The following is a 16,762-nucleotide window of genomic DNA, read 5'->3' on the forward strand; positions in this document are numbered from 1 at the left end:
AATGATTATCGGTTATGCAAGAGTTAGCTCAAAAGATCAAAATTTGGCTAGACAAGTTAAGGCATTAGAAGAAATCGGTTGCGATAGGATTTTTTCTGAAAAACAATCTGGTAAAAACTTCACCTTTGCTCCGAGTATTTTCCGATATTTTCGGATCAAATATCGGAAAAACGGCTTGTTTCCATGTTTGATTAGGAAACGAATAATTTATATTGAAGTGAACCATCATAAGATCGATTGAAAAGTAGGGCACCATCAACAAATATAGGAAAATAAATAAAGAAAGGAGGTGTTTGGCTTGTTCCGCTTGGTTCTATTGTTCGGAATGACTTTATTAGTCGGGTTGATTTCATTGAATGCTTATGAAACTTTTGCTCAAGAGGATTACGACAAAAGGGAGGTTGATTCTTTCCTGACACAGTTGTTTGTTGATCGTAGTGCCTTCCTTGTCAATCGGCTTCCGGAATCCATTGATAAGTATTATATCCATACGGAGAAGGTAAGCCGCTACGCTTATCAAATGGAATTAAGACGTGGAAAGTACATCAATACTTGGGCAGATAAACGTGGCATACAGCTTATAGGAGCAGAACCCACCATTCGTATTACTCGTTTCAAAAAAAATGGGGATGAAGCGTATGTTTCCCTGATACAGATGGCCAAAATATCGTATGACTACAATACAGTTTATCCACCAACCCAATCCTTTGGTGTCGGTACGCGGCATGCTCTCACATTGAAGAAAATAGACGGTAATTGGATGGTATTAAAGGAATGGTATTTGGATCCGCTCGAAGAAAACTCAGAGTTAATAGCGGATTCACCAGTGGGCTTCCCCCATCTTTCTCCCGACAACGAAACTTCGCAGAATAAAGGGCGATATAATCGTGAACGAGCAGTGGCCTATGCCAATAAGTACGCGGGCCTAGCTTGGGGAGCCGGGAATAATAACCGTTACAATTTGAAATATATGGATTACACACCACTTGGCGGAGACTGTACCAACTTTGTATCCCAAGTTCTTGGCGACGAGGAGGAAGGCGGCGGCTTGCAGAAAACGTACAATTGGAGAAGTGGAAGTAAAGCATGGGTACAAACGGATGCTTTTGAACATTTCTTGCTCTCTTCTGGATATGGACGTTTGATTGCAAAGGGGACATTTACAGAAGTTACTGAATCAAGCGACCAACATCCACATGGAGCAATCTCAAGATTAAAGCCAGGTGACGTGATCGGCTACATGCTAGATGGAGATACGGACCATTTTTCGGTTGTGGTAGGGCAAGATGCTAACGGATATCCGTTAGTGAATTCCCATACTGCGGATCGGTATCGTGTACCGTTTGACCTCGGCTGGGATAAAACAACGAAATATATCCTCGTTCATATCAATGATTAATCGAAAAAGGTCTTGGTAAAAAGTCTCCGTAGTCTACCCCTGTGATATTGTTCATATAGTTATTAGGACAAGGTCACTTGAGGTGAAAAGATGAGACTGCCTACCTTTATTAAACAAACAGCGCTGCGTACTGGTGCTATATTTCTCGTTAAAGTCATCGGTCTCGCTGTTCGCATTCCTTTGTTTAGGCTTCTCGGCTCAGAAGGAATGGGAATTTATCAAATTGTTTATTCAGTTTATGGATTCGCACTTACGTTGCTCTCAGGTGGTTTTCCTACATCGTTGGCATTATTGACCGCCAAGGATAAAAAACAGGGTTGGCTTGTTTATAAAAGTCTGTCTATACCCATTTTGTTCCTTGGAATTGTTTCCAGTTTGCTTTGTTTCACCATAGCGCCTAATATTGCACATTTTCTCGGAGATAACAGCTTGACGTTTCCCATCCGCTGCCTATCTCCGGCGCTTTTTATTGTTCCACTGCTTCAGCTATACCGAGGATTCTTACAAGGTGTGGAGTTCTACGGATATGTGGCCGTTTCTGAACTAATAGAACAAACGGTTCGTGTTGGAACAATGCTTTTGCTTGTCGTTCTATGGATGAAACAAGGCACTTATGCTGCCGCAGGTGGTGCCGTTTTCGGTGCATTTACAGGTGCCTGTATCGCATTATTGTTTCTTTGGTTGCTGAAATATAATAAAAGATTGAAGCTGATACCTGCCACCAATAACGGAACATATAATAAATCCGCCCGGTGGCTGATCCTTGGACCTGGAATTTTTTTGTTTTTCAAATCATCCTTTGCTATTACATTAACGCGTATCGTTATGCCTGCGTCCGATTTTCTTGATGCGTTAATCATTCCTAGCCGTCTGCAAGTTTCTGGCCTAAGTCAATCAGAGGCGATTGCCATTTTCGGAGAAGTACTCGGAATCGCGACAGCTATCGTGTATCTACCTACTATTGTTACCGCGGCAATATCATATACGATGGCTGCTAAGTTAACGGCCAATTGGCAAAACGGGAAAAGAAGTAGTTTTGTTGAGCGTTCCAGTCTGTCCTTAGAAATCGGGTGGTTCTGGGGAATCAGTTCCATGTTAATCCTTTTTTTTCATGCGGATGATTTATCTATGCTAATTGTGGGTAGTCAAGAGGCAACCGAAGCAATACGCTACATGTCTTTTGCTCCTCTTATTGCCGGCATGCGGGAGCTAACGACAACGATCCTTTGGGCGGCTGATCAAAAAAAGGCTCCCCTAGTCGGTTTACTAGTAGGCCTCATTTGTTCTGCCATCGCCGCTTATTATTTAACGGCAATACCGGGATTCGGTTATGCAGGTGTTGCGATTAGCGCTTTTATCTTGGAAATAACATCCCTCCTCTGGAATGCGCTCATTATACAAAAAAGATGCAAAGGCGCATTTCCTGTAATGACGTTATTGGCATATTTAATTTTTCTTGCGTCAATAGGCTTTCTTAACGTTCCGTTCAAAAACTTTCTGTTGTATATCGGTATAGAATCAGGAACCATGCAATCGCTCGGCAGCATGCTATTTTTTATAGGATGCATTGCCTTATTCTTGCTGCTACAATTTTGGGGAAGGGGAAGCTTTAGAAGGTATCGCTAACTAAATGGAAATTATATAAACCAACGTTCGCCCCAAACCTCCTTACACTCTTTTTATTAAGATGATAATAAGTAGGTTATACAATTCTCTTATCCCAAAATACCTTATTTTAGAGTAGAGTAAATGACATTGAAGTCGAACTTCTCACTTTGACAGCTTTTTCTTGAGTCCAATAACAACAATCCATTATTCACTTTTTAAATGTCAAAAGATTAACGACATATAAGTCTACTTCTTTTCGGAAACATTAACCAAACTTTACATTAATCCAATCAAAAGATAAATGGCGGTTCCCCAAATGAACAAGGCTGAGCATTTGTTTAGTATATTCATCAAGTTTCCTGTTGTGTCCAGCTTTTTTAATACTGAACCTGCAATCATTAATCCGAAGAACCAACCCCACGCTACTGCAATACAACCGATTGTGAAATATACTTGTTCCTCTCCCACATATTTTAACGCGCTAGTCCCGATCACTCCTACTGTATCCAAAATGGCATGAGGATTTAATAAGGAAACGGATAAAGCAAACATGATTTGCTGGCGGATGGGTAACGCGTTATTCGATTCATTCGCTTTTGGTTTTGTATTCCAAATGGAAAGCCCCATATAAAGTAAGAATAATACTCCCGCGAGGACTAAGCTAAATCGTAGCCATTCAAATTGCAATACAACGGCGGATAGTCCAAATACCGCTAATACGATTAAAAAAGTATCACATAGTGCGGCTGTAATAGTCGCCGGAAATGCTTGAAGAACTCTCGGTTGTGTAGCTCCTTGTGAAAATACAAATACATTCTGAATTCCTAATGGTAAAATTAAACCGAATGCCAAAATAATACCATGAATTGCAGCCTCCATTCACATCACATCCTATCAATTTCTATTCTATTATTATAAGCTAAAAGAAAACGCGCAATTGGAGAGTTTTATATCCGCACAATTTATGCCTGATCCCCGGATAGGAGAGAGTACATGAATTCAGGTGAACTACTATACTTTTTTGCAATGGGATTTGTCATAGTAATGGTGAGTGTAGTTCTTTGGCTTATTTTCAGAAAGCGAAAAAAGCTAGCCATCACGTTATCTAGCACACTTATCATAGGGTATATAGGATATATTCTCTACTATCCTACTTTGAAAACGAACCATCATTCAGAAGCCTATAAGACCGTTAGTGAGTATCTGGAAAAAAGCTATCCGGATAGGGAATTCAGAATTTCCCCAAAACAGTATGAGGCAGGATATGTGGTTGGTGATTTTCAAGTACATGATATAGAAACACCTAAGTTTGGTGTGATGTTGCGTGTTGGTAAAGACGATCAAGTAACACAAATAGGCAGTTGGTCAGATTACGGGTATCCGACACCACGAGAACTTTGGCAAGAAATCGAATTTACGTATGGTGAGGCGTATACGTTAGATAAGGAAAGTATAGACATCGTTAAGCAAGATGAATGGTTGGATGGTCAGCTCATAGCCTTTGCGTTAACAATCAATGACATACCTGCCATTGCACTCTTTAATTACTCAAAAGAAGGGTATGGGTTATTAGAATTACGAGAAGGTGAGCGTGGCAATTTCGTTGCTTTTGAAATAGAGGGTTTTATATTTGTTTATACAGATGAACAGTATCAAGGAAAAACAGTCTCAACCGATTTGGAAAATGGTAAAGAATTCATTGTGAATGTTGATCAGCAAAAAGGACAATTAATTGTCGAGAAACAGCAGTAATTTGTGGTGCCAGGTCGCGCAATAAATGAAATGGAGTGTGAAGTATGGAAACAGAAAAACGAATGGAATTGGTTAACGTGATTGTTGAAAAAGTAAGACCATTATTACAAGGTAGTGAATCAAAAAAATTAGTCGACTATGGTAGTGGTTCTGGTCTAGTTAGTTTGGAACTAACGGATTTAGTAGATTCTATATTGCTCGTAGACACTTCAAAACAAGCATTACAGGATGCAACAGATAAAATTAATGCAAGGGACATTACGAACTGTGAAGTACTGTATTCTGATTTTACTAGAGACATGCCTGAACTTAAAGCGGACATCGTGTTACTATCTTTAGTTCTTCTTCATATTCCTGATACTAAATTAATTTTGCAAAAGCTGTTTAGCATTTTACCTAGTGATGGCCAGCTAATTATTGTTGATTTTGATAAAAATGATCAAGTGAATCATCCGAAAATTCATAGTGGGTTTTCGCATAATGAACTAAAAATCCTATTATCCGAAGTCGGATTTACGTCGACTACATGTAAAACTTTCTATCATGGGAAACAGATTTTTGCGAATCAAGATGCATCGATGTTTATATCCACTAGTAGAAAGTAACATTCTATATAAACCGACTCGATTGCGTATCCCATGCAATCGAGCCAGTTTGAATACAGGAGGAATGTAATGCCTATATGCGAAAATTGCAATCATCAGTGGAGTTGGAAACAAACAATAAAAAAGACGACCACATTGAACCCTGCCATGACTTGCCCATACTGCGGAGAAAAACAGTATCAAACGCAAAAATCCAAAGGGCGCATCGGTATGTTAACTCCGATTGTTTTATTGCCACTGATCATTCAAATGTTCTTTGACGTGCCAGCAGTTATATTACTAAGCTTATTTCCCATTTTATTCGTTCTAGTTTTATTTTTATATCCATTTTTAGTGAAATTAAGTAGCAAAGAGAAATACATAGGAGAACCATAAAATATGTATGCTGAAATTAAGTCGGGCGTGATGGCTTTAAAAGCAATTGCGCTCAGATTACGCAAAAAAGCTATGTACTGGAGGTGTAAAGTAATGAAGACGACGACGGGATTATATCTTTTCTTTATAGCAATACATCTCGTCAATCTAGCAAATATCACATTGTTTAAAGGAGAATGGAACGGCATTACGATGTGGCTTAGTACGGGATTGTTCATAGCGGGTACTGCCTATTACGCATTTAATAAAAGCACGACGCAAAAAGCGGAATAATTATTTCCAAAGAGACTATTTCGAGAGTATCTTTTATTTTTGTACCTAACGTCTAACACCTCGTATTTTTTTACAATGTTACACCCTCCATTCAAAAAATGCTCTTATCAAATAATCCAGTATCGTAAAAGCCATGGCGGCGAAGAAAAACAAGTAAAGTAACCCCTAATCACAAACAACAGCACAGAAAATAGAGTGATTAGGCTAATCATAGAAAAGATCCGCAAAACTTTATCGATTTTTCGATGCGATACATTTATAAGATTAAAAGAAAAAATTTTTGTTTATGTGGGGAAGGATGTAGAAGATAGGTACTTCCTGTATTGAACTGCGGACTCTTCAATAAGAACGATGAGTGGATCTTATATTGATGGGGTTTAATGGAGGTTGCCTGCGCGAAAAAACCGTGATGCATAAAGGTTTTAACAATCATGATAGTTTCGCGAGGGAGTACCATCCATCAAATTCAATTAATTAGAACCTATATATATCTTAAGAACCATAGGTATAGTTTGTAATTGGATATTTTCCCTTAATGGACCGAAATTGAATATAATAAATTATTTATGTCAGGCTTTTTTCAGTTCGTTTTTTAACAGATTCTCCGGCAATACCCCAATCTTCAGGCCGCATTTCTTCCAGTTGAACACGCACCGTTTCTACATCCTGCTCCAAAATACCAGCGATTAAATCAGTGACCTCTTTAATCATGATTTCTTTTTTTTCAGGGGTACAACGCTTCTCAATCATTTTAATGTGGACGAATGGCATACTAAACAACTCCTTATCATTTTTGGTAAATACTTCTTTACTTTATCCTTTGTAATACAATTATCAGGGTACACAAAACATTCTAACTTGTCAAACTATTTTCAAAATCATATGAATTGTTTGGAAAAAAAGAGGAGTATGTGCAAAGATCTTAAACTATTTGCACATGCCCTAGTTACATTCTTCTATTCGGGTGCAGTAGATAAATAATCTAATCCTACCTGATAAATGTTGCGGGGGCGTCCTCTCGTTGCGGGTGCTTCCTGTCCAATGATTTTTGCGATACCAGCATCCGTTAGATTATTTAGAAGCCGGCGGGCATTACGTTCGGTCATTTTCAACCATTCAGCAATATCTGCTGCAGTGACCGCATGCTTTCCCAAGTTTCGTTGAACAGACATAATTTTATTGAAGGACGTAATAGATACACCGCATTCCTTTAGTTTATTTCCGATTTCTTCATCTACATTCCTAAACTCAAAAGAAATACTTTTAGATTTATTAAGTGGTCCTTTTACCGTACCGTTATTTTCGACTAAAAAGGCACTATTCGAATTATAGTTTTGTGCATGCAATAACGCTAATCTTGCGTTTTCTTCTGCAGCTAAAGCGGAATCACCATAGCCTATACCAATGTTCGATGGAAAATCTGTAATTAAGGATAAACTATCCAATAGACGAACACTTTGATCGCCCGCGTTTCGTAGCGAACCCCTAGTGGAAAATATAATAAACGTCCCAGTGCCAATGGATAAAAATGAGCCGGATATAGATTCAGTGAATGTTAAAACTGCCGATTGCAATTCTAAATTCAAACGATGTATATCATAAGAAAATGAATGGGGCTTTTCAATTTTATTAATATTATCAATAGAGATTAACATAACTGTTAACTGAGATTGTTTAAAATTGAGGGCTTCCCATTGCTGTAATGCAGATGTATATGTTGATCGAATGTTTGCCAAAGTTGGCGTAACTCTGTATACAGGTATCCCCTGGGAAGATAATGCTTCATAAACATCACTCAAACTAGTTACACAAACGGATACTTTTCCCTTGTTGTATAGCATGGAATGAAATTCAATGATTTGATTGATAGGTGTAACTCCTTGGTATTCATAAAGATGACATTGTTCATATGAAATATTTAAGAAACGGTATGTTTCGGATATATCATGTTCTTCCATCATATCAAAACTAATGTTACGTAAATCATTTGTACTGTTATACACAATATTTAACAGTGTTTTTGTTAAACTAGAACCATCTAAAGATAAATAGAAAAAGAGCTGATTAGAAGAGCTTTTTTTTGCGAGTGAAAAGGGTGTTTGTCCAGAAAAAATCCAGATATCCATAATATGTTGGTTTTTTTCTACGATTTCTGTTGTTTCAATCGAATTTTTATATTCAAAACAAACAGGGGTCATCTGATCCTCAAATTCCTTCGCGATGTCCTTCATAATTTCTACACTGTCATTTGGTCCGACAATTCCTACTCTAGTTTTCATAGTTATTCTCCTTTGTTTGACGGAACTATTGGTGTATCCAATTGTGTAATACAATATACTAATGTTTTCACTGCTAATGGTATGACTTCTTCATCAATATCGAACTTTTCATTGTGATGACCTGCACTAAGTGTCGTCCCAAACACGACATAAGCTGCTTGCCCGCCGTTTTCTTTCACGCGTGACATCATATAGGTCGCATCCTCAGAACCGCCAGATGTAAAAGTATGTGTGATTTTTTGGATGTCTTTCAATGATGTAGTTTTTTTCCGTAAGACTGCGACTAACTGTTCACTAGGAGTACATGTTGGGGCTGAACCGACTTCTTCTATATGTGTTTCCACTTCATACATCTCACCAGCAGCTTTCACGATTTTTCTCAACCGTTCAACCATGTATTCATTTATTTCTGTTGTAGCGCCACGCGTTTCTACTTGGAGATCAGCCTTATTTGGAATAATATTGCGTCCGGTGCCTGCGTGTAACACCCCCACATTTATTCGCGATTCTCCTGAACTGTGGGGAGAGATCGCATGCAAATTTAAGGTCGCTGTTGCTGCAGCTAATAAAGCATTTTTGCCTTTTTCAGGATTTGCTCCAGCATGTGCAGCTTTGCCTAGAAAACGAACATTCAATTTTGTAGTCGCTAGAAATCCTAGATCACTGCAAACGAATTCACCTAATTCCGCACCTAGACCGACATGTTGAGAAATGAAAATATCTACGTCGTCAACGACCCCAGCCTTCACCATAGACTTTGCACCACGAACACCTTCTTCAGCAGGTTGGAAAATAAGTTTAAATTTGCCGTTTAAACTGTCCTTTAATTCAGCTAAAAGGGAAGCGATTCCAAGGCCAATTGCCATATGTGCATCATGACCGCAAGCGTGCATCATTCGGTCATTGACGGAGGTGAATCTTTCTTTTACTGGAAAATGACTATCATCAGAGGACTCTTGCAAGTCCAAGGCATCCATATCAAAACGTAATCCAATGGTCGGACCTGGTTTACCTGTATCTAAAGTACCGACAACGCCCGTAAAGCCAGAGCGTAATGGTGCAGCCCACTCTGTGTTAGCCCCTTGCTGGATGGCGCGATCAAATTGTTCTTCCAAATACGCCTGATTGGGAACGCCCATTCGAGTACTTTCATCCATTACATCGCGACCCGCACGTACTTCATATCCCCAGCTATAAAGTCGTGAGGCGATAAGGGAGGCTGTCCGAAATTCAACCCATCCTGCTTCCGCATAAGTATGGAAATCTCGACGCCATTCAATCAATAGATCCCTTATGTCCTCTACCATTTCCGAAATTCGGTTATTCATAAATACCCTCCATTCATCATTTTCAAGTGATTCGTATCGATCATTTACTAGTACCTAATAGTTATAAAAAGGACGTTCGTATTAGTACAAGAATACACGTAAGCTACTAGAAGAATCAAATGAAATTTATTGTTTCTACTAGTTCATCTTAGACTAAGAGGTTGGAAGTGACTGTGTGCTCATTCATTAATTGATTTTTCTAAATCTTATAAAAAATCGTTGACATTCAAAATAAGTGCTGTATATTAATAGCAAGGGAGTTCAGTAACTGGTAGGAATTCACTTAGCCAGTATAAAGATTTCCCTATTTCATTACCTATATACGGCCTGCTTACGGACATTGGCTTTTAAGGGGGAGAATATGTAGTAGTGTACACTTATTTTATTATATGAAATGATTTGGATTACTCGAATGATGTCAAAATAAATGTAATCGCTTTCAAAAACGCTAGTCTTGAAATCTGAAAGTAGAAATAAAAAAGCGTTGACAGTATTTTGAACAGTCTGTATATTACATGAGAGACATTATACGGTAATTACTACCGAATAAGCATATCCGATTCGACGTACTTTTATTGGGGAATGCATATTTTATATTTTTTTGTCGAATAAGGGACTTATTTAGGACTATGTCCGTAAAATAGTTTAGGAGGGATTATGATGGGAACAGAAATTAGTGAAAAGGGAAAGCCGGCAAGGGTGGATAACTTAGTCTTTCGGGATGTAATCGGACATTTTACTAGCGGTGTTACGGTTATTACAACAAAGCATGAAGGTGTCAATTATGGGGTGACGGCAAGTGCAGTTTCCTCACTATCGGTTGAACCTCCAATGTTGCTAGTATGTATCAACCAAGCGACCGGGACGTGTAATGCCATTTCCCAAGCAAAGGTTTTTGGTGTGAACATACTGCACGAAGACCAGGGAGACATAGCTTTACAGTTTGCTAGACCTTCTTCTGACAAATTTAAAGGTATTGAAACGGTTGAAGGGAAATTAGGTGAGCCCATCTTAAAAGATACTCTTGCCCATCTGGAGTGCAGGGTCGTACAGGAAGTGACAGGCGGTACGCATTCTGTGTTCCTTGCAGAAGTTATACATGCGGATTCTGAAGAACGTAATCCATTGACGTACTACCGCGGAAAATTCGGACGCTTCATTTCACACAATGATGAAATGGTTTATCTGGATCTACGAAGTAAAGTGTTGAAAAGAGATTTTCAACTAATGGAGCCATTCAGTGTTGCCAGTTTGACAGAAAAACTAGAAGTTCCAAGACAAGTCATCTACTACGCACTCACCAAATTAGAAGGCGAAGGGTTAATCAAACGTAGTGAAAATGGTGATTTCTCCGTTACTCCGTTAAGTATTGAGATGCTAACGGAAGCTTTGGAAACACGTTGTGCACTGGAAGTTGCAGCTATTGAAAAGACAGTGGGCAATCTATCTGACGAAGAACTATCTGATTTCAGGAGTCGTGTAGAAGAAACGTTGGCTGATAAAGAAAAAGGTATTACAGATATCGATCAATATATTGAGGCAAATATTTCGCTCCATGATTATACGATTGCTTTAACGAATAATGCTACGTTACTAGACTCCTATCGTCGCCTGACGGCTGAAGCAGTTATGAGCAGTGCTTTGCGAGTAGCATTTGAAGAAAATAGTAGTACTGCACGCGAAGAGTTGAATAAACTGGCTGATGATCATGTAGCATTATTGAAAGCGTATGAAGCGGGAGATAAGGAAGCTGCTAAGTCTATTGTTAAACAGCATACAGAAGAAGCAAAAAAACTAGGTAAATACATTATTCGTCACGCAGGTGGCAGTATTTAATTTCACTATAAAATCAGATACCCAGGGAGGAATTTACATGGCTTTATTAACAGGAGACGATTACCGCAGATCACTGAATGATGGAAGAGAAGTATATATTGACGGAGAAAGAGTACATGACATTGCAAATCATCCAGCATTCAAGCCAATCATCGATGTAAAAGCACGTATGTATGATATGAATCATGAAGCGAAGTACAAAGACAAATTGACTGTGAAGCTTGCGGACGGTGATGAAATTTGCCGTGCTTTTAAACTACCCAAAACAAAGGATGATCTAAAAGGTATTCGTACGTATGTAGAAACCGTTTTAGATGATTTAGGTGGAGTTGTCTACCGTGTAGGAGATGAAACAATCGGTGAAATGTGGTCATTATATGATGCGCAAGACCGTTTGAATGAAATTGACCCGACCTATGCACAAAATATTAAACATCATGTTGCGCGTGTGGCGAAAGAGGATTTATTTCACGTTTCAGCCAACACGGATCCAAAAGGAGACCGCAGTAAGTTAATCAACGGTGAAGATGGTGGAACACTCCTTCATATCGTTGCGGAAAATGATAAAGGAATTGTAGTGCGTGGTGCAAAATTTGAAACTGCCGCTGCTTATGCACACCAAGCATTCGTAAAGCCTACGATTTCTAACTGGTCAAATTCCAGTGTCAATATGGAAAACTATGCAGTTGGATTCATTTGTGATATGGGATCCCCAGGGCTAAAACATATTTGCCGATCTCCTGTTGGAGCTGGAAAAGATCCAGTAAACTACCCACTGTCTAGTAAGTTTGAAGAGATTGATACATTGTTGATTTTTGATGACGTGTTAATTCCTTGGGAGAATGTGTTATTCCACCGTAATTTAGAGTCAGCGAAATATATTCGTGAAACGGTACACCGTTATTCTTCCTACAACTATGTACTACGAATTTTAAGAAGAGCGGATTATCTAATCGGCGCTGCATTATTAAATGTGGAGCAAACAGGTTTGACAAAGATTCCTGCGGTTCAGCAAAAACTTTCCGAGCTAATCAACTATCGTGAAACGATCAATGCTCATCTGACAGCTGCTGTTTCGGAAGCGCAATTATCACCAGGCGGATTAATGATGCCTAATCAGTCTCTTCTATATACTGGTCGTGTGTTTGCGCTCAAACATTTCCCAGAAATGGCACATTTGGCACGTGAGTTGGTAGGTGGACAATTAGCTGTGACACCTGACATGGAAACTATGAAGGATCCACAAATCAAGGAATATATTGATAGATTTTATTCTGTTGGTGAGTGGAGTGCAGAAGAGCGTGCGAAATTGCTTTACTTCGCACGTGACATGCTGAACTCTTCCTATGCAGGTCACCAAATTACATTTGAATTGTTTGCACAAAGCCCGCCATTCGCGCAACATGCAGCCGTCTTTAATAATTATGATTTGACTCCAAATCGTGAAATGGTGATGAAAGCTGCAAATCTATCGTCTTCGTTAGTATTCCAACCATAATGTGTAGCTGTCCCACTACTGTGGGACGGCGCAACTTATGTAAGAAAAACTAGAGGGAAGAGGTGTCATACATGCAAGTTCATAAATCCAAAACATTAAAGCTTCCGGAGTGTGTTCTAACTATCGGTGCGTTAGATGGACTACATATTGGCCACCAAACAGTAGTGAGGCAAGCTCGTGAGCAGGCTGTGGAATTGGGTGTGCCACTTGTTGTGTATACATTCGACCCGCCACCAAAAGTTTTTTTCCAGCATGTGAAATTACTCACTTCGCTACCTGAGAAATTGGTGATGCTTGAAAAGCTAGGTGTAGATCACGTAGTGGTTGCGCAATTCAATGCGGATTATATATCACAGGGCGTGGAGCGATTTCTGCAGGAATTGACAAATTTGAATCCAGTGGAGATTTTCGAAGGTCATGATTTTCGCTTTGGAAGAGGACGAGAAGGTGATGTAAATACATTACGTAAGTATTTTGATGTGTGTATTTTGGATCCGGTGCTGTGTAGCGCAGGAAAAACCATTTCATCCACACGCATTCGTGAATTATTCTCAAAAGGAGAAGTTGATGAAGCCAATGGGTTACTAGGTTGGAATCATCTTACACCAGTTGTTCAACAGAACGAGAAAAGATTAATGAAAAAATAACATAACAAGTGGAGGAATATACAAATGACAATTTATGAAAACACACAAAAAGTGGAGATCCAACGTTTCAGAAAGTTTAAGACGGATGAATTTTACCCTTCAGAACTAGGAAAGCCGGAACACCATATTGTGAATGAGCTAAGTATGGCTGTCCGCGCTGGTAATCGCATTTTCCTTCGTGGTCAAACAGGTTTCGATTTAGAAGGTAACTTCCACGGCGTTGATGATGTAGCTGCACAAACAGATATGGCTTGCCGTTGCGTAAAACAGTTAATTGAAGAGGCTGGCGGATCCGTTAAAGATATTTGTAAGATGACAGTGTATATTTTGAAGCGTGAGGACCGCAGTAAAGTATATCCAGTAATTGCTGAACATTTTAAAGATGTCTATCCATGCAGTACGGGATTAATTGTAAGCGGATTTGCAATGCCTGAAATGTTGATGGAAATTGACGTTGAAGCCGTAATTAGCGAATAACTACAAGATAAGAAAACTATTGAACAAGCAGTAATGGAGGGTAATTATGAAATTTACGAATACTTTTTCAGTCGCAGGACGATGTGAAGAAACAGGTGCACTGGGAGTTATTGTTACATCAAGCAGTCCTTCAGTAGGCGCAAGGTGTCCGTGGGCGAAGCAAGGCGTTGGGGCGATTTTAACGCAAAACGTGACGGACCCAAGACTTGCCAATATCGGATTGAATGTCTTAGAAAATGGTTTTGACGCGGAATCGGCAATCAATGCCATGAAGGAAACAACACCCTTCAGAGAATATCGTCAATTAGCCGTCGTGGATGCAAACGGGAACTCAGCCGTCTTTACAGGGAATAAAGCCCTAGGCGTCCATGGAGAATTTTCCGCTAAAAACGTTGCAAGTATCGGGAATTTATTAAGTGATCCTGACATTCCAGAACAGATGGGAAAAACCTTTTTGGATGCAAAAGGCACGTTGGCTGATCGGTTAATTGCTGCTATTTCTAAAGGATTTGAGATGGGTGGAGAGCTGGATCAAGAACATTCCATCGGATTATTAGTGTATCAAGAGGATGCTTTCCCATTTGTAGATTTACGAGTGGATTACAGTGACCAACCACTTGAAGATTTGAAAAGGGCGTGGGAAGTTTATGGCCCACAAGCTGAAGAGTATCGAATACGAGCCATCACACCTGAAGTTGCTCCGTCATATGGAGTGCTGGGCGACGAATAATTCACGATACTCAAAGTAAATACCATATGTAGTCATAGACATAACAATCTACGGCTACATATTTTTTTAAACAGATGTCCGTAATAGCGTAGAAAGAATCAACTTACGTAGCATACGATCAGCGACAATTCATGTTGTATTAGGATTACGTCAAATGACTCTACTATAACAGTCAATACGTTAAAAAGAGGTGGCATATATGAGTGTTCGAAGTTTTCGTACGTACTACATCATTATTAGCACATTGTTGTTTTCAACAGTTCTATTCCCGATATTTACCTTTGGTAATAAAGCCTATCCATTAATACTGGGGCTTCCATACAGTTTTTTCTGGATCATATTATGGATTGTCATTACTTTTATAGCAGTCCTCATTCTATATTTCATTGACCCAGATAAAGAGGAGGTATAAGTAGATGGAACATTGGCAGATATCGATGTTAATCATGGTGTTGTATTTAGTTATTGCACTTATTGTTGGTGTAATGGCCGGTAGAGGTACGAACAAAGCCTCATTAGAAGAATTTACTACTGCAGGTAGAGGTTTAGGATTATTCTTAACTTGGTTTTTAATGGGTGGAGCGATTTTTAGTGCCTTTTCATTTTTAGGTGCACCAGGATGGGCATTTACACGCGGAGCTCCTGCGTTTTACATACTGGCATATTTAGCATTTTCACTTTTGCCTTGGTATATTATCGGTCCAAAGATCGGAAGAATTGGACGTAAATTCAATCTATATTCATTGGTCGGATTTCTACAGACGCGCTTTCGAAGTAAAGCACTTGGGATCCTTGTTGGGTTCATTGCCTTCTTTGCTTGTATTCAGTATTTAGCTACACAGTTACGTGGAATGGCTATAATTTTTAATCTTATGACGGAAGGAAGAATTGCTTTTTGGTTCGGCGCTTTGGTTGCTTATGCAATTGTCGTTACGTATGTGGCGACAGGCGGATTACGCGCAGCAGCTTGGTCTGACGTGTTCCAAGGAGCATTAATGATCACGGTGTCTTGGGTTATAGGCATCATGATCGTAAAGAAAATGCACGGCACGACAACTGAAATGTTTTCAAAAATTGCAGCAGCCGATCCTGATTTCCTTCGAATTGGAGTAGAGGGTTCAACCATGTCAACTACTGCCTTTACTTCAGTCATATTAGTTTCCGTCATAGGGTTTCTCATGTGGCCGCATATGTTTGCAAGATCCTATTCATCCAATGCAGTAACGATAAAAAAGACGGTTATCGCTTATCCGTTATTTGCCTTATTAATCATCCCGTTATTACTTGCAGGATTCGCTGCGGTTGGGGTTGTGAATGTGAGTGCTGTCGGTGAATCCGATCAAATATTACCCTATCTCATTACGACATTTTTACACTTGCCAGGCTGGTTATATGGTCTAGTAGGTGCAGCAGCATTAGCCGCAGCCATGTCGAGCGCTGATGTCATTACACATAGTGCATCCATGGAATTTACAGATGGTGTGATTAAAAATATGTTTCCGAATTTATCGGATAAAGTGACGCTATTGATTATGCGAAGTGCTGTAGTACTGATTGGAGCTCTTGCCTATTGTATCGCGGTATTCGGCGGGCAAGGCGTAGTCGCTTTATTATTAGGGGCTTATGGTTCAATCATTCAGTTTACGCCAGGTGTGCTGAGTGCACTGTATTGGAAACGCGTGACAACTCAAGGTGTGTTTACAGGAATAGTGGCGGGCTTTGTGGTCAACCTCTACTTCCAACTATTTGCAACGACAACACCGTTTGAAATACATCCTGGTCTCATTGGTTTAATTGCCAATACGATTGTAATGATTGGGGTCAGCTATATGACAAAACCAGATACAAGTTCTGTAGTTGAAAGTTATGTAAATGATCAAAAAAAGACAAAACCAATTAAAGATCACAATACGACACCTGAAACATCGATAGATACTTATCAGTCATAAGGAGGA

16 protein-coding genes and 1 pseudogene are annotated in these 16,762 nt (G+C 39.4%); 13 read left to right on the plus strand and 4 right to left on the minus strand.

What is annotated here, in order from left to right; all coding sequences use genetic code 11:
• Nucleotide 1: 1 nt before the first annotated feature.
• From CSV75_RS16530 to CSV75_RS02680, 3 genes and pseudogenes are all read left to right on the plus strand, one after another.
• Nucleotides 2–133, plus strand: a pseudogene (locus tag CSV75_RS16530) (recombinase family protein); the annotation flags it as partial.
• A 156-nt stretch (nt 134–289) separates the two neighbouring features.
• Nucleotides 290–1,399 (plus strand): amidase domain-containing protein, encoded by a 1,110-nt coding sequence (locus CSV75_RS02675; protein WP_233191568.1) that lies wholly within the window; start codon nt 290–292, stop codon nt 1,397–1,399.
• Nucleotides 1,400–1,489: 90 nt separating this feature from the next.
• Nucleotides 1,490–3,025, plus strand: coding sequence for an oligosaccharide flippase family protein (locus CSV75_RS02680; RefSeq protein WP_099674641.1), 1,536 nt, complete (start codon nt 1,490–1,492; stop codon nt 3,023–3,025).
• A 258-nt stretch (nt 3,026–3,283) separates the two neighbouring features.
• Here CSV75_RS02680 and CSV75_RS02685 read toward each other — a convergent pair whose 3' ends face one another.
• Nucleotides 3,284–3,886 (minus strand): LysE/ArgO family amino acid transporter, encoded by a 603-nt coding sequence (locus CSV75_RS02685; protein WP_099674642.1) that lies wholly within the window; start codon nt 3,884–3,886, stop codon nt 3,284–3,286.
• A gap of 114 nt (nt 3,887–4,000) precedes the next feature.
• On the opposite strand from CSV75_RS02685, the gene CSV75_RS02690 reads away from it, so the two are divergent.
• From CSV75_RS02690 to CSV75_RS02705, 4 genes are all read left to right on the plus strand, one after another.
• On the plus strand, nt 4,001–4,759 hold the full coding sequence (locus tag CSV75_RS02690) for a hypothetical protein (RefSeq protein WP_199171285.1): 759 nt from the start codon (nt 4,001–4,003) through the stop codon (nt 4,757–4,759).
• A 44-nt stretch (nt 4,760–4,803) separates the two neighbouring features.
• Nucleotides 4,804–5,364, plus strand: a complete 561-nt coding sequence (locus tag CSV75_RS02695) for a class I SAM-dependent methyltransferase (RefSeq protein ID WP_099674643.1) — start codon at nt 4,804–4,806, stop codon at nt 5,362–5,364.
• A gap of 69 nt (nt 5,365–5,433) precedes the next feature.
• Entirely contained in the window at nt 5,434–5,739 is a 306-nt protein-coding gene (locus CSV75_RS02700) for a TIGR04104 family putative zinc finger protein (protein WP_099674644.1), read from the plus strand.
• A 3-nt stretch (nt 5,740–5,742) separates the two neighbouring features.
• A complete protein-coding gene (locus tag CSV75_RS02705) occupies nt 5,743–6,012 on the plus strand; it encodes a hypothetical protein (protein WP_233191569.1) in 270 nt (89 codons plus the stop codon).
• A 564-nt stretch (nt 6,013–6,576) separates the two neighbouring features.
• Here CSV75_RS02705 and CSV75_RS02710 read toward each other — a convergent pair.
• The 3 genes from CSV75_RS02710 to CSV75_RS02720 form a co-directional block, all read right to left on the minus strand.
• A complete protein-coding gene (locus tag CSV75_RS02710; RefSeq protein WP_199171286.1) occupies nt 6,577–6,783 on the minus strand; it encodes a tautomerase family protein in 207 nt (68 codons plus the stop codon).
• 185 nt (nt 6,784–6,968) lie between these two features.
• Nucleotides 6,969–8,291, minus strand: a complete 1,323-nt coding sequence (locus CSV75_RS02715) for a helix-turn-helix domain-containing protein (protein ID WP_099674646.1) — start codon at nt 8,289–8,291, stop codon at nt 6,969–6,971.
• A 2-nt stretch (nt 8,292–8,293) separates the two neighbouring features.
• Nucleotides 8,294–9,619 (minus strand): amidohydrolase, encoded by a 1,326-nt coding sequence (locus tag CSV75_RS02720; protein WP_099674647.1) that lies wholly within the window; start codon nt 9,617–9,619, stop codon nt 8,294–8,296.
• A gap of 660 nt (nt 9,620–10,279) precedes the next feature.
• On the opposite strand from CSV75_RS02720, the gene CSV75_RS02725 reads away from it, so the two are divergent.
• The 6 genes from CSV75_RS02725 (at nt 10,280) to CSV75_RS02755 (ending at nt 16,756) form a co-directional block, all read left to right on the plus strand.
• Nucleotides 10,280–11,455, plus strand: coding sequence for a flavin reductase (locus tag CSV75_RS02725; protein WP_099674648.1), 1,176 nt, complete (start codon nt 10,280–10,282; stop codon nt 11,453–11,455).
• Between the two features lie 37 nt (nt 11,456–11,492).
• The gene (locus tag CSV75_RS02730) at nt 11,493–12,953 is read left to right on the plus strand and encodes a 4-hydroxyphenylacetate 3-hydroxylase family protein (protein ID WP_099629887.1); all 1,461 of its coding nucleotides are present in this window, start codon (nt 11,493–11,495) and stop codon (nt 12,951–12,953) included.
• Between the two features lie 71 nt (nt 12,954–13,024).
• Nucleotides 13,025–13,600: an FAD synthetase gene (locus CSV75_RS02735; RefSeq protein WP_099674649.1), complete on the plus strand. Its 576-nt coding sequence runs from the start codon at nt 13,025–13,027 to the stop codon at nt 13,598–13,600.
• A gap of 24 nt (nt 13,601–13,624) precedes the next feature.
• Entirely contained in the window at nt 13,625–14,077 is a 453-nt protein-coding gene (locus tag CSV75_RS02740) for a RidA family protein (protein WP_099629889.1), read from the plus strand.
• 46 nt (nt 14,078–14,123) lie between these two features.
• Nucleotides 14,124–14,807: a DUF1028 domain-containing protein gene (locus CSV75_RS02745; RefSeq protein WP_099674650.1), complete on the plus strand. Its 684-nt coding sequence runs from the start codon at nt 14,124–14,126 to the stop codon at nt 14,805–14,807.
• Nucleotides 14,808–15,223: 416 nt separating this feature from the next.
• Nucleotides 15,224–16,756: a sodium:solute symporter family protein gene (locus CSV75_RS02755; protein WP_233191570.1), complete on the plus strand. Its 1,533-nt coding sequence runs from the start codon at nt 15,224–15,226 to the stop codon at nt 16,754–16,756.
• Nucleotides 16,757–16,762: the final 6 nt, after the last annotated feature.

The organism is Sporosarcina sp. P18a (assembly GCF_002743135.1).
GTDB lineage: Bacteria > Bacillota > Bacilli > Bacillales_A > Planococcaceae > Sporosarcina.

Bases quoted from the DNA above. Each gene is read 5' to 3' on its own strand.
- CSV75_RS02695 (WP_099674643.1), top strand. From the start codon at position 4,804: ATGGAAACAGAAAAACGAATGGAATTGGTTAACGTGATTGTTGAAAAA.
- CSV75_RS02705 (WP_233191569.1), top strand. From the start codon at position 5,743: ATGTATGCTGAAATTAAGTCGGGCGTGATGGCTTTAAAAGCAATTGCG.
- CSV75_RS02755 (WP_233191570.1), top strand. From the start codon at position 15,224: ATGGAACATTGGCAGATATCGATGTTAATCATGGTGTTGTATTTAGTT.
- CSV75_RS02715 (WP_099674646.1), bottom strand. From the start codon at position 8,291: ATGAAAACTAGAGTAGGAATTGTCGGACCAAATGACAGTGTAGAAATT.
- CSV75_RS02725 (WP_099674648.1), top strand. From the start codon at position 10,280: ATGGGAACAGAAATTAGTGAAAAGGGAAAGCCGGCAAGGGTGGATAAC.
- CSV75_RS02680 (WP_099674641.1), top strand. From the start codon at position 1,490: ATGAGACTGCCTACCTTTATTAAACAAACAGCGCTGCGTACTGGTGCT.
- CSV75_RS02685 (WP_099674642.1), bottom strand. From the start codon at position 3,886: ATGGAGGCTGCAATTCATGGTATTATTTTGGCATTCGGTTTAATTTTA.
- CSV75_RS02745 (WP_099674650.1), top strand. From the start codon at position 14,124: ATGAAATTTACGAATACTTTTTCAGTCGCAGGACGATGTGAAGAAACA.
- CSV75_RS02700 (WP_099674644.1), top strand. From the start codon at position 5,434: ATGCCTATATGCGAAAATTGCAATCATCAGTGGAGTTGGAAACAAACA.
- CSV75_RS02690 (WP_199171285.1), top strand. From the start codon at position 4,001: ATGAATTCAGGTGAACTACTATACTTTTTTGCAATGGGATTTGTCATA.
- CSV75_RS02740 (WP_099629889.1), top strand. From the start codon at position 13,625: ATGACAATTTATGAAAACACACAAAAAGTGGAGATCCAACGTTTCAGA.
- CSV75_RS02720 (WP_099674647.1), bottom strand. From the start codon at position 9,619: ATGAATAACCGAATTTCGGAAATGGTAGAGGACATAAGGGATCTATTG.
- CSV75_RS02735 (WP_099674649.1), top strand. From the start codon at position 13,025: ATGCAAGTTCATAAATCCAAAACATTAAAGCTTCCGGAGTGTGTTCTA.
- CSV75_RS02710 (WP_199171286.1), bottom strand. From the start codon at position 6,783: ATGCCATTCGTCCACATTAAAATGATTGAGAAGCGTTGTACCCCTGAA.
- CSV75_RS02730 (WP_099629887.1), top strand. From the start codon at position 11,493: ATGGCTTTATTAACAGGAGACGATTACCGCAGATCACTGAATGATGGA.